General features: G+C 67.3%; 9 protein-coding genes and 1 pseudogene. 3 read left to right on the forward strand and 7 right to left on the reverse strand.

Annotated features, from left to right (window positions below):
- Positions 1 to 6: 6 nt before the first annotated feature.
- The 7 genes and pseudogenes from AC0Z2B_RS25260 to AC0Z2B_RS25290 all read right to left on the reverse strand — a co-directional run bounded on the left by AC0Z2B_RS25260 (position 7) and on the right by AC0Z2B_RS25290 (position 9,577).
- Positions 7 to 993, reverse strand: a complete 987-nt coding sequence (locus tag AC0Z2B_RS25260) for an ABC transporter substrate-binding protein (protein WP_476300251.1) — start codon at positions 991 to 993, stop codon at positions 7 to 9.
- Positions 994 to 1,338: 345 nt separating this feature from the next.
- Positions 1,339 to 2,907 (reverse strand): annotated as a pseudogene (locus tag AC0Z2B_RS25265) (GMC family oxidoreductase); the annotation flags it as partial.
- Positions 2,904 to 4,298 (reverse strand): purine-cytosine permease family protein, encoded by a 1,395-nt coding sequence (locus tag AC0Z2B_RS25270; protein WP_476300253.1) that lies wholly within the window; start codon positions 4,296 to 4,298, stop codon positions 2,904 to 2,906. The gene AC0Z2B_RS25270 and the pseudogene AC0Z2B_RS25265, both read right to left, overlap by 4 nt.
- A gap of 172 nt (positions 4,299 to 4,470) precedes the next feature.
- The gene (locus AC0Z2B_RS25275; RefSeq protein ID WP_476300256.1) at positions 4,471 to 5,961 is read right to left on the reverse strand and encodes an aldehyde dehydrogenase; all 1,491 of its coding nucleotides are present in this window, start codon (positions 5,959 to 5,961) and stop codon (positions 4,471 to 4,473) included.
- Between the two features lie 203 nt (positions 5,962 to 6,164).
- Positions 6,165 to 7,316, reverse strand: coding sequence for an acetylornithine deacetylase (gene argE / locus AC0Z2B_RS25280; protein ID WP_476300258.1), 1,152 nt, complete (start codon positions 7,314 to 7,316; stop codon positions 6,165 to 6,167).
- The gene (locus AC0Z2B_RS25285; RefSeq protein WP_476300261.1) at positions 7,309 to 7,983 is read right to left on the reverse strand and encodes a DUF1028 domain-containing protein; all 675 of its coding nucleotides are present in this window, start codon (positions 7,981 to 7,983) and stop codon (positions 7,309 to 7,311) included. Before AC0Z2B_RS25285 ends, argE begins: the two co-directional genes overlap by 8 nt.
- A 211-nt stretch (positions 7,984 to 8,194) precedes the next feature.
- Complete coding sequence (locus AC0Z2B_RS25290) at positions 8,195 to 9,577, reverse strand: aspartate aminotransferase family protein (RefSeq protein ID WP_473006511.1); 1,383 nt, start codon at positions 9,575 to 9,577, stop codon at positions 8,195 to 8,197.
- A 131-nt stretch (positions 9,578 to 9,708) separates the two neighbouring features.
- On the opposite strand from AC0Z2B_RS25290, the gene AC0Z2B_RS25295 reads away from it, so the two are divergent.
- The 3 genes from AC0Z2B_RS25295 to AC0Z2B_RS25305 all read left to right on the forward strand — a co-directional run bounded on the left by AC0Z2B_RS25295 (position 9,709) and on the right by AC0Z2B_RS25305 (position 12,277).
- Positions 9,709 to 10,320, forward strand: coding sequence for a TetR/AcrR family transcriptional regulator (locus AC0Z2B_RS25295; protein ID WP_476300264.1), 612 nt, complete (start codon positions 9,709 to 9,711; stop codon positions 10,318 to 10,320).
- 213 nt (positions 10,321 to 10,533) lie between these two features.
- Positions 10,534 to 11,838: a flavin-containing monooxygenase gene (locus AC0Z2B_RS25300; RefSeq protein ID WP_476300266.1), complete on the forward strand. Its 1,305-nt coding sequence runs from the start codon at positions 10,534 to 10,536 to the stop codon at positions 11,836 to 11,838.
- 28 nt (positions 11,839 to 11,866) lie between these two features.
- On the forward strand, positions 11,867 to 12,277 hold the full coding sequence (locus AC0Z2B_RS25305; RefSeq protein WP_416424026.1) for a RidA family protein: 411 nt from the start codon (positions 11,867 to 11,869) through the stop codon (positions 12,275 to 12,277).
- Positions 12,278 to 12,287 lie beyond the last annotated feature (10 nt).

The raw sequence follows: 12,287 nt of genomic DNA on the forward strand, positions 1-12,287 counted from the left end.
AGGCTCCTATCGTGGGGTGACGAAGCGGTTGTCGATCAGGTCGCTGTAGCTGACGTTGAACGGTTTGCCCTGCAGGTCGCTGGCGGTCTGGTTGGCCAATTTGATCACGGTGGCGGCGTCGCCGCTGGTGCCGGCGGTGCCCAGCAGTTTTTCGCTCATGGCCTGGTCATAGAAGCGCACGCCCTTGGCTGCGGCCGCCAGCTCGGCCGGGTCGGCCAGGTAGCCGCCGACGCCCTTGGCCATGATCGCGTAGGCCTCCTTGGGGTGTTCCTGGGTGTACTGCACGGCCTTGTACAGCCCGGCCACCAGGGCCTTGATGTCTTCTGGCTGCTTTTCCACCACGTCGCAGTTGAGCGCCACCACGTCGACGATCACGCCTGGGGTGGTGCTGCTGTCCACCAGCACCTTGCCCACGTTCTTGTCGCGCACGCTGGTCAGGTGCGGCTCCCAGGTGACGGCGGCGGGCACGCGGCCGGCGATGAAGGCGGTGGCGGCGTCGTCGGCGGTCATGTTCTGGATGGTCAGGTCGCTCATCTTCATGCCGACGTTCTTCAGCAGGTAGGCCAGCCAGAACTGCGACACCGAGCCCTCGTTGACGGCCACGGCCTTGCCCTTGAGGTCTTGCAGGCTGCTGACATCCTTGCCCACCAGCACGCCGTCGCCACCGTGGCTTTCATCCAGCGCGGCCACGGCCTTGAAGCAGAACTGCGGGCGGTACTTGAGGATTTCATCCAGGGTGGAGGCCGAGCCGGACAGCTTGCCCGAGGCCTGGGCCGCCATGTACATGGAGGCTTCCTCGATGGTCGGCAGCTCGACGGTCAGGCCTTTTTCCTTGAAGTAGCCCAGGTCCTGGGCCAGGTACAGGGTGCCGTAGCCGACCCAGGTGGTGTGGCCGATGGACAGGGTGCCGGCCTGGGCGCCGCTGGCGATGCCGGCGGCGAGGGCGGTGAGGGCCAGTGGGCGCACGCAGCGTGAAACGAACGACTTGATCATGTGACACTCCCGGAATCTTGGTTTTCTGATGGGTTTCTCGGGGCAGTGGGCGTAACGCCAAAAACGTTGTACGTGGGGTCTCTGACGGACCTTTTGCCTCTGTGCGGCAGGGTCGATGTTGGCCCATGTGGCGGGGCAGGAAAACGATGAAATATGTGGTCGCTAACGAGGAAAAAGGTTGTTCGGTGGCGGGGGGCGAACCACTGTAGCCGCTGCCGCCAGGCTGCGCTGGCCCGCGTCAACCCTGGAGATCTCCAGCGCACGTAAGGGCCCGCGCAGCCACGCGGCCCCGGGAAAGGGGTTTTGGGGTGGGCAGGCGGCGACCGAGGTGGCCGTGGCCTTGGCCAGCATCATCGCCGCCGCCTTCTCGCCAATCATGATGCAAGGCGCGTTGGTGTTGCCGCTGATCAGCGTCGGCATGATCGACGCATCCACCACCCGCAGCCCGCGCACGCCGTGCACGCGCAGCTGCGGGTCGACCACGGCCAGCGGGTCGCTGCCCATCTTGCAGGTGCCTACGGGGTGGAACACGGTGGCGGCATGGTCGCGCACATAGTCCAGCAGTTGCGCGTCGCTCTGCACCTGGGCGCCGGGCAGCATTTCCTTGCCGCGCAGGGCGTCGAAGGCCGAGTCGGCGAGAATTTGCCGCGCCAGCTTGATACCTTCGACCAGCACCTTGGCGTCGTGGGGGTCGCTGAGGAAGTTGAAGTCGATCACCAGCTTGCCGTCGCGGCCCAGGCGCAGTTCGCCGATGCTGCCGGGGCGCAGCACGCAGGTGTGCACCGCGTAGCCGTGGCCCCATTCGAACAGCCGCCCCCGGTGGCTGCGGTAGCCCGGCACGAAGTGGAATTGCACGTCCGGCAGCCCGTCGGCCAGGGGCGTGCGGGCGAAGCCGCCGGCTTCCACGTAGTTGGTGGTCAGCCAGCCCGTCTTGCTCAACACATAGCGCAGGGGCGCGGCGAGGATGGCCGGCAGGGCGCCGGCGGAAAAGCCCAGGGTGAGCGGGCTTTTCGAGCGCACGGTGACCAGGCCGTCCAGGTGGTCCTGAAGGTTCTTGCCCACGCCGGGCAGGTCGTGGCGCACCTCGATGCCGGCCTCGGCCAGCTCGGCGGCCGGGCCGATGCCCGAGGCCAGCAGCAGCTGCGGGCTGCCCAGGGCGCCGGCGCTGAGGATCACCTCGCGGCGGGCCTTGAGGAAGGTCTGCACGCCGTCGCTGTCCACTACCACGCCCTTGGCGACCTTTTGCTCCAGCACCACGTTCTTGACGGTGCAGTCGGTGACCACGGTGAGGTTTTCCCGCGTCAGCACCGGCGCCACGAAGGCGCGGTAGCTGGACAGGCGCCTGGCGTCTTTCTGGGTCAGGTTGTAGATGCCGCAGCCTTCCAGCCGCGCGCCGTTGAAGTCGTCATTGCGCCGGATGCCGATGGCTTCGGCCGCTTTGACGAACAGCGCCGACAGCGGATTGGGATCACGCGCCGCTCCCACGTTCAGTTCGCCGCCGGTGCCGTGCAGGGCCGGGTCCTGGCCCAGGCGGTTGTTTTCCGACTGCTTGAAGTAGGGCAGCACGCTGGCCCAGTCCCAGCCCGGCTGCGCCCAGCGGTCGTAGTCGCTGGCGTGGCCACGGATGTAGATCATGCTGTTCATCGAACTGGAACCGCCCAGGGCCTTGCCGCGCGGGGTGTGCAGCGAGCGGTTGGCGAGGTGCTTCTGCGGCGCGGACAAGAAGTTCCAGCTGTACTTCTTGCTCTTGTACAGCGTGATGGTGCCGGCCGGCGTCTGGATGCGCGGGCTGTTGTCATGGCTGCCGGCCTCGATCAGGCACACCTTGACCTGCGGATCGGCGCTGAGCCGGTTGGCCAGCACGCAGCCCGAAGAGCCTGCGCCAACGATGATGTAGTCGTAGTCAGTGTTCATGCGTTTCTCCCGGCCAGCAGCGCGGGGGCGCGGCGCCGGCGGCTGAGCAGGTAATAGACCGGCGAGATCACCAGCAGCCCGACGATCCAGGAAATGTCGGCGCCGCCCATGGCCTTGGCCACCACGCCGGTGTACAGCTCGGTGGCCATGAACGGCACCTGCACCAGCACGCCCAGCACGTAGCAGCCCACCGCGGTCCAGTTGAAGGTGCCGTAAATGCCGCCGTCGCGGCGGAAGAACGACGCCACGTCGTAGCTGCCGTGGGCCACCAGGTAGTAGTCCACCAGGTTGATGGCGGTCCAGGGCACCAGCACGTACAACAGCAGCAGGATGAAGTTGGTGTAGTTGGCCATGAAGTCATCCTGGCCCAGCAGCGCCAGGGCCAGGGAAATACCGAACAGCACCAGCGCGGTAACGGTGCGCGACAGGGCGCCGGCCGACCATTTCGGCACCAGCGTCTGGCCCACGGTGATGGCCGACAGGGTGCCGCAGTACAGGTTCATGGCATTGGTGGCGGCGATGCCCACCGAGAACACCGCCACCACCAGGGTGGCGATGGGGCCGGTCAGCTCGATCAGGCCGGCGATGATGTCGCCGTTAACGCTGAGACCGACGATTACCCCCAGGGCCATGGGCAGGATGGAGCCCAGGCAGCAGCCCCAGTAGCTGGACCAGAAGGCCGCGCGGCCGCCGGTGTCGGCGGGCATGTAGCGCGAGTAGTCCGACACGTAGGGTGCGTACGCCAGCTGCCACAGCGCCGCCACTGACAGGGTGCCGAGGAAGCCGGGGAGGTTGAAGGCGTTGCGCTGCAGGAAGTCGGCGGGCAGGCCGTGCACGGCGACGATCCAGATGAAGCACAGCAGCAGGATGGCCCCCGACAGGTAGGACATCAGCCGCGTGTAGGCGTGGATCAGGCGGTAGCCGAACACCGTCGCCACCACGCTGATCAGCCCCACCAGGACGATGCCCTGGTTGGTGCTGACCAGGGCGTATTGGCTGTGCAGCGACTGCCCGCCCAGCACCAGGTTGGAGGCGAAGAAGCCCAGGTACATGATCACCACCAGGGCCACCACCAGCAACGAGCCGTAGGAGCCGAACTGGCCGCGGGTCTGCACCATCTGCGGCACGCCCAGCTGCGGGCCCTGCGCCGAGTGCAAGGCCATGAACACGCCGCCGATGAGGTTGCCGGCCACCAGCGCCAGCAGGGCGGTGATGAAGGGCAGCTTGAACACCGTCACCGCCAGGGCGCCAGTGACCACGGTCAGCAGCATGATGTTGGAGCCGAACCAGATGGTGAACAGGTCGCGGGCGCGACCGTGGCGCTGGTCGGCGGCAATGGGCTGGATGGTGCTCAACTCCAGGGTGGCGGGCTTGGGAGTGGGGTGATTCATGGCATGCGTTCGCTCTATGGGTGGCGGGCAGATAAATCAAGGAAGTGCTGCATGGTTTTTATTCTTCTCTCGCCTCAATCCGGTAGGAGCCGACCTTGGTCGCGATGCAGGCGACACGGTTTGGCGGTGTCGCCATCGCGACCAAGGTCGGCTCCTACGGAAAAGGGGAGGTTCAGCGCAGCTGGAACCAGGTGGTTTTCAGCTGGGTGTACTTGTCGAACGAGTGCAGCGACAGGTCGCGGCCAAAGCCCGACTGCTTGCCGCCGCCGAAGGGCACGCACACATCCAGGGCGTCGACGGTGTTCACCGACACGGTGCCGGCATTCAAGCGCCGTGCCACGCGGTGGGCGCGGTTGAGGTCGTCGGTCCACAACGAGGCGGCCAGGCCGTAGATGTGGTCGTTGGCCAGCTGCACCGCTTCGTCCTCGTGGTCGAAGGCACTGATGGCCAGCACCGGGCCGAACACTTCCTCGCGGGCCAGGCGCATGTCGGCGCGCACGTCGGTGAACAGCGTCGGCTGGATGAAGTTGTTCGAGCCATTGAAGGTCAGGCGTTCGCCACCGGCCACGCGGCGGGCGCCGCTGGCGTCGGCGTCGGCGATATGTTCCATGATGCGCGCCGCCTGGCTGGCGTCGACGATGGCGCCCATCTTGCTGGCCGGGTCCAGCGGGTCGCCGGGCTGCCAGTCGCGGGCCTTGGCCACCAGGCGTTCGACGAACGCGTCGTGGATGCTGCGCTCCACCAGCAGCCGCGAATTGGCCGAGCACACCTCGCCCTGGTTGAAGAAAATGCCGAAGGCGGCTTTCTCGGCGGCCAGGTCCAGGTCCTGGCAGTCGGCGAACACCAGGTTCGGGCTCTTGCCGCCGCACTCCAGCCACACCTGCTTGAGGTTGGACTGCGCGGCGTACTGCATGAAGTATTTGCCCACCTGGGTAGAGCCGGTGAACGCCAGGGCGTCGACGTCCGGGTGCAGGCCCAGGGCGCGGCCGGCCTGCTCGCCAAGGCCGGTGACCACGCTGAACACGCCCTCGGGCACACCGGCCTGCAGCGCCAGTTCCACCAGGCGCAGGGCCGAGAACGGCGACTGCTCGGCGGGCTTGAGGATCACGCTGTTGCCGGCGGCCAGGGCCGGGGCCAGCTTCCAGGCGGCCATGTCCAGGGGGAAGTTCCACGGCACCACGGCGGCGATCACCCCCAGTGGCTCGCGGGTGATGGTGGCCAGGGTGCCGGGGCCGGTGGGCGCCACCTGGTCGTAGAGCTTGTCGAGGCTTTCGGCGTACCAGGCGAACACCTGGGCGGCGCCGGGCACGTCGATGTTCCAGGCGTCCATCACCGGTTTGCCCATGCTCAGCGAGTCGAGCAGCGCCAGCTCTTCGCGGTGCGCCAGGATCAGCTCGGCCAGGCGCAGCAGCACCGCCTTGCGCTCGCGCGGGGCCATGCGCGCCCACGGGCCGTTGGCGAAGCTGTGGCGCGCCACCTGCACGGCCAGGTCGACGTCGGCGTCGCCACAGGCGGCGACGTGGGCGAGCAGGGCGTTGGTGGCGGGGTTGATGACCGCGAAGGTCTCGCCCGACAGCGCCGCATGGGCGCGGCCGTCGATGTGGGCGGTGGTGATGAAGCGTTGTTCGAGGGCCAGGCGTTGCCAGGTGCTGAGGTCGGTCACGGTGGTCTCCAGAATCCATGTCCACGGTTGATGGGGGTGATACTGGGCGATGCGTGGCGGGCAGGAAATTAGTAAAAATGTGCTCCGCCTCGATAAAAAACCTTACCTGTAGCCGCTGCCGCCAGGCTGCGCTCGCCGGTTTGAACCCTGAAAATCTGCGCTGGGGTCAAGGGCCAGCGCAGCCTGCGGCAGCGGCTACGGGGCTATGGCGTATGCAGGTAGTGCGCAATACGCCCCAGCATCACATCGCAGGCCTCCAACTGCGCCACGCTGACGAACTCGTCGGGCTTGTGCCCCTGGTTCATGCTGCCCGGCCCGCACACCACCGTGGCGATGCCCAGGGCGTCGAACAGCCCGCCCTCGGTGCCAAACGCCACGGTGCTGAAAGCGTCGCTGCCACAAAACTGCGCAATCAACTGCGCCGCCTTGCTGTGGCGGTCGGTGGCCAGGCCCGGGTAGGCCGACAGCTCGGTGAAGCGAATGGCGCTGTCGGCGTGCACCGCCTGCATGCGCGGCAACACTTCAGTGCGTGCGTAGCGCTGCAGCTGCTCGGCCACCTGGCGTGGGTCGTGGGCGGGCAGGGCGCGCACCTCGAAGTCGAAACGGCAGTCCTCGGGTACGATATTCAGGGCCTTGCCGCCGCCGATCACGCCGGTCTGCACGGTGCTGAACGGTGGCTCGAAGCGCGGGTCATGCAGCTCCGGCGCGCGCAGCCCGGCGCCGATGCGGCCCAGCTCGCCGATCAGTTCGGCGGCGTACTCGATGGCGTTCACCCCTTGAGGCGCGTAGGCCGAATGGCAGGCCGCGCCGTGCACGTCGCAACGCATGGCCAGCTTGCCCTTGTGGCCCAGCACCGGCTTGAGTTCGGTGGGCTCGCCGATGATGCACAGCAGCGGCCGGTGCGGCCGCCGGGCCAGTTCGGCGAGCAGCGAGCGCACGCCCAGGCAGCCGACTTCCTCGTCGTAGCTCAGGGCGATATGCACCGGTAGGCGCAGCGGCGCGGCCAGCAACGTCGGCACCGCCGCCAGCACGCAGGCGATATAGCCCTTCATGTCGGCGGCGCCACGGCCGTACAGCTTGCCGTCCTGCTCGGTGAGGCTGAACGGCGGCACGCTCCAGGCCTGGCCGTCGGCGGGCACCACGTCGGTGTGGCCCGACAGCACGATGCCGGGGCGGTCGTCCGGGCCCAGGGTGGCGAACAGGTTGGCCTTGCTGCGCTGCTCGTTGAAGATCAGCTGGCAGGGCACGTCGAAGCGGGCCAGGTAGTCGCGCACGTATTCGATCAGCCGCAGGTTGGACTCGCGGCTGGTGGTGTCGAAGCCGATCAGGTCGGCCAGCAGGGCGCGGCTATTCATCCCCGGGCACGCCGTAGCTGGGGGCCTTGGTCGGGTCCAGGGCGCGGGTCAGGTAGTCCTGCAGCTGTGGGCGGTAGGCGTGCCAGAGCGTTGCCAGGGCGTCGATGGGCGCTTCGTCGGCCCAGTCCACGCGCAGGTCGACGATGGGCCATGTCAGTTCGCCCACCACCACCAGGGCTGCCGAATGCACCGGCCCGGCTTCGCCACCGGCGGCCACGGCGGCCTGCATGGCGGCCAGCAGGCGGTCGGCCAGTTGCCCTTCGCTGGCTTCGAAGGTGCGCACCAGGATGTCGATCACGGCGCGGTCGGCGAGCATGTTGCCGGCGCCCACGCATTGCTCGCCTGCCACGGCGTTGTGGGTGCCCAGGGTCTCGCTGCCGCTGAAATGCGCGGCGTTGCCCAGGTGGTCCAGGGCGGTGACCTGGCGGTACTGGCTGTAGCCGTTGCTGGTCAGCGCCTTGTCCAGCGCCTGGGCGGGGGTGAGGCCCTGTTCCAGCTGGTCGAGCACCTGCGGGCCCAGGGCCGGCAGGGTGATGTTCTGGGTGGACACCGCGCCCACGCCGGGGCGCAGCCACGGGCAGCGCGCGCCCACGGCGATGCTGGAAGAGCTGATGGCAATGCCCAGCTGGCCGGTTTCGGCGCAGCGGCCGACGATGGAGAAGGTCATGAGGGTTCGTCCTGTTGAGTGCTCAAGACCATCATGGCCATGGCCCCGGGCGGGCGAAACGAGGATTTTTATCGTCGCAGGTTCGTAAAAAGCTCTGTAACTGAATAATCGCCTGTGCCCAAAAAGGCCAGCGCAGCCTACGGCAGCGGCTGCACCCCGTAGCCGCTGCCGTAGGCTGCGCTGGCCCTGACGGCCGGGCACCGCGTACGGGTTAAAGCACGCCGATCTCGCGGGCGGTGCGGTCCACGGCGATGCGGGTCTTGTCCACCAACTCGTCCAGCTCCAGGCGCGTGGCCACCAGCGCCGGGGCCATGATCATGCGCCCCAGGGTGCTGCGGATGATCAGGCCTTCCTCGAAGCCGATGGTGCGGCAGCGCCAGGCGATGTCGTTCTCGTTGGCGAAGCGCTGGCGCGTGGCCTTGTCCTGGGTGAATTGCAGCGCCGCCACCAGGCCGATGCCTTGCACCTCGCCTACCAAGGGGTGGTTGCCGAACACCTCGCGCAGGGTGTTCTGCAGGTAGGGGCCGGTGTCGCTTTTCACCTGGGCCACCACGCCTTCGTCACGCAGGGCCTTGAGGTTGGCAATCGCCACCGCCGCCGCCACCGGGTGGCCGGAGTAGGTCAGGCCGTGGGCGAACACGCCGCCGCGCTCCACCAGCGCCTCGGCCATGCGTTTGGACAAGATCAACCCGCCCATGGGGATGTAGCCCGAGGTCAGGCCCTTGGCGATGGACAGGGTGTCGGGCTCGAAGCCCAGGGCCTGGTGGGCGAACCACTCGCCGGTGCGGCCAAAGCCGCCGATGACTTCGTCGGCGCACAGCAGCACGTCATGTTTGCGGCAGATGCGCTGGATTTCCGGCCAGTAGGTGGCCGGCGGGATGATCATGCCGCCGGCGCCCTGGAAGGGTTCGGCGACGAAGGCGGCGACCTTGTCGGCGCCCAGTTCGAGGATTTTGTCTTCCAACTGCCGTGCCGCGCGCAGGCCGAACTCTTCCGGCGTGAGGTTGCCTTCGTGGGCGTACCAGTAGGGCTCGTCGATGTGCGCCACGTCGGGCACGGTTCCGCCCATGTCGTGCATGAACTTCATGCCGCCCAGCGCCGTGGCCGCCAGGGTGGAGCCGTGGTAGCCGTTCCAGCGGCCGATCATGATCTTCTTCTCGGGCTTGCCCTGCACCTGCCAGAACTTGCGCACGGTGCGGATCAGCACCTCGTTGGCCTCGGAGCCGGAGTTGGTGTAGATGGCGTGGCTGTAGTGGCCCGGTAGCAGGCTGAACAGCAGCTCGGACAGTTCGATGACCGCCGGGTGGGTGGTGTGGAAGAACATGTTGTAGTACGGCAGTTGCTCCAGCTGCTGGCTGGCGGCAGCGGCCAGGTCCTTGCGGCCGTAGCCCAGGTTGGTGCACCACAGGCCGGACATGCCGTCCAGGTAGCGCTTGCCTTCGTTGTCCCACAGGGCCAGGCGCTCGCCGCGCACCATCACCCGCGGGCCTTCGGCGTTCAGGGCTTTCTGGTCGACGAAGGCGTGGATGTGGTGGGCGGCGTCGGCGGCCTGGTAATCACGGGTGCTGCGGGTAGGGCGGGTCTGGTCGGACATTGCCTGGCTCCTGTGGCGGCGAAGTGTGGATTAATTATTTGCAGCCAAAAATATTTTTGTAAACAAAATATTTTGCAGAGAAAAGACAAACCCTTACCCTAGGGGCTTCCATGCCGCCGCCCAGAGCCTCCATGACCGGTCTACGCGAAAGACAGAAAGAACAGCGCCGCCAGGTCATCGCCGAGGCGGCCTTGGCGCTGTTCATCAGCCAGGGCTTTGGCGCCACTACCCTTGAGCAGATCGCCAACCGTGCGGGTGTGTCGGCGCCCACGGTGGTCAATTATTTTGGTGGCAAGCAGGAAATTCTGCTGACGCTGCTCAAGGGGCCGGACCAGTTGGCGATGCAGGAAGCGCGGGCGCACCTGGACGACGACTCCGACCCGCTGGACGCCCTGTGCGAACTGGAAGGGCTGATGACCCGCTACCAGCTGCAGGCCATGCCGGCGACCTTGTGGCGCGAGCTGGCGCCGTTCCTGTTCACCGGCGAATTCGCCGCGGTGCTGCAGCCCTGGAACGATGCGGTGGTGGCCGAGACCCGCGCGCTGCTGGCGCACTTCCAGCGCCTGGGCAAGGTGCGCGCCGAGGTGGACATCGAGGTGGCGGCGACGGTGTTCAACCAGTACGCGAACCTTGCGTTCATCCGCCTGGCCACCGAGCCTGCTCCCGATCGCGCCGCCCATGCCGCGCACATGCGCGCCATGCTCGGGCTGCTGTGCCATGGCCTGCTGGCTGCGCAGTGCTAGTGACGCGGCCTGACGGCCGCTGCTACAGGTAACGCGCTGTAGCAGCTGCCGGAGGCTGCGTCACTAGCGACGCGGTTCTTCGGCCGCCTAGCTTTTTCCTGCCCTGCGACCACAAAAAACCTCATTTCGCCCGCCACCGTCCTTGCACAGAATGCGCTCAAGAGCACCCACCTGACCGAACCACTTCGGCACGCTTTTGAGAAGGACACAGACATGACAGTGGCAACCGTGGAAATCGATACGCTTATCGTCGGCGCCGGCCAGGCCGGCGTGGCCATGAGTGAGCACCTGAGCAAGCTGGGTGTGCCGCACCTGGTGCTGGAGCGCAACCGCATCGCCGAGCGGTGGCGCACCGGCCGCTGGGATTCGCTGGTGGCCAACGGCCCGGCCTGGCACGACCGCTTCCCCGGCATGGAATTCGATGACCTGAGCCCCGACGGTTTCGCCCCCAAGGAACGCGTGGCCGACTATTTCGAAGCCTATGCGCGCAAGTTCAACGCGCCGATCCGCACCGGCGTGGAGGTGAAGAAGGTGCAGCGCAACGTCGGCCGTCCCGGCTTCACCGTGGACACCAGCGAAGGTGTCATCGAGGCCAACCGCGTGGTCGTCGCCACCGGCCCGTTCCAGGTGCCGGTGATTCCGGCCATCGCCCCCAGGAACGTGGCGTTGACACAGATCCACTCCGCGGACTACCGCAACCCGCAGCAACTGCCGGCCGGTGGCGTGCTGGTGGTGGGCGCCGGCTCCTCCGGCGTGCAGATCGCCGATGAACTGCGCCGCGCCGGCCGCGACGTGTACCTGTCGGTGGGCCAGCACGACCGGCCGCCGCGGGCCTACCGCGGGCGGGATTTCTGCTGGTGGCTGGGGGTGCTGGGCGAGTGGGACGCGGCGGCCATGAAGCCGGGCCGCGAGCACGTCACCATCGCCGTCAGCGGCGCCCATGGCGGGCGCACCGTGGACTTCCGCGAGCTGGCGCAGCAGGGCATGACCCTGGTGGGCCTGACCCAGGCCTTCGACGGCGCGGTGGCGCGCTTCCAGCCCGACCTGGTCGACAACCTCAAGCGCGGCGACGACAACTACCTGGCCCTGCTGGACGCCGCCGACGCCTACATCGAGCGCAACGGCCTGGACCTTGCGCCCGAGCCCGACGCGCGCCGGGTGTTCGCCGACGCGCCGTGCATCAGCCAGCCGCTGCAGCAGCTGGACCTGCTGGCAGCCGGGGTCAGCACCATCATCTGGGCCACCGGCTTTGCCACCGATTACTCCTGGCTGGCCGTGGACGCCTTCGACGCCAAGGGCAAGCCGACCCACCAGCGCGGCGTCTCCACCGAGCCGGGCGTGTACTTCCTCGGCCTGCCGTGGCAGTCGCGGCGCGGCTCGTCGTTCATCTGGGGCGTGTGGCACGACGCCAAGTACATCGCCGACCAGATCGCCATCCAGCGCCAGTACGCCGCCTACCACCGTGATGCCAGCCAGCGTCAGGCCCGGGCCGTCGAAAAAACCACCGTCAGTGCCTGATTTCGTGCCAATTATTGAGGAACCAGCGATGCCAACCCATACCCGTATCCGCATGTTCAACACCAAGGAAACCTACCCCAACCAGGCCCTGGACAACGACCTGTGCCAGGCCGTGCGCGCCGGCAACACCGTGTACGTGCGGGGCCAGGTGGGCACTGATTTCGAAGGCAACCTGGTGGGCCTCGGCGACCCCCGGGCCCAGGCCGAACAGGCGATGAAAAACGTCAAGCAATTGCTGGAAGAGGCAGGCTCGGACCTGTCGCACATCGTCAAGACCACCACCTACCTGATCGACCCGCGTTACCGCGAGCCGGTGTACCAGGAAGTGGGGAAATGGCTGAAGGGCGTGTTCCCGATTTCCACCGGGCTGGTGGTGTCGGCGCTGGGGCAGCCGCAGTGGTTGATGGAGATTGATGTGATTGCCGTGATCCCGGATTGATCCCGCCCGC

The sequence above is a fragment of the Pseudomonas sp. GYB4201 genome, assembly GCF_056312595.1.

Bases quoted from the DNA above. Each gene is read 5' to 3' on its own strand.
- AC0Z2B_RS25285 (WP_476300261.1), bottom strand. From the start codon at position 7,983: ATGACCTTCTCCATCGTCGGCCGCTGCGCCGAAACCGGCCAGCTGGGC.
- AC0Z2B_RS25270 (WP_476300253.1), bottom strand. From the start codon at position 4,298: ATGAATCACCCCACTCCCAAGCCCGCCACCCTGGAGTTGAGCACCATC.
- argE (WP_476300258.1), bottom strand. From the start codon at position 7,316: ATGAATAGCCGCGCCCTGCTGGCCGACCTGATCGGCTTCGACACCACC.
- AC0Z2B_RS25295 (WP_476300264.1), top strand. From the start codon at position 9,709: ATGACCGGTCTACGCGAAAGACAGAAAGAACAGCGCCGCCAGGTCATC.
- AC0Z2B_RS25260 (WP_476300251.1), bottom strand. From the start codon at position 993: ATGATCAAGTCGTTCGTTTCACGCTGCGTGCGCCCACTGGCCCTCACC.
- AC0Z2B_RS25290 (WP_473006511.1), bottom strand. From the start codon at position 9,577: ATGTCCGACCAGACCCGCCCTACCCGCAGCACCCGTGATTACCAGGCC.
- AC0Z2B_RS25300 (WP_476300266.1), top strand. From the start codon at position 10,534: ATGACAGTGGCAACCGTGGAAATCGATACGCTTATCGTCGGCGCCGGC.
- AC0Z2B_RS25305 (WP_416424026.1), top strand. From the start codon at position 11,867: ATGCCAACCCATACCCGTATCCGCATGTTCAACACCAAGGAAACCTAC.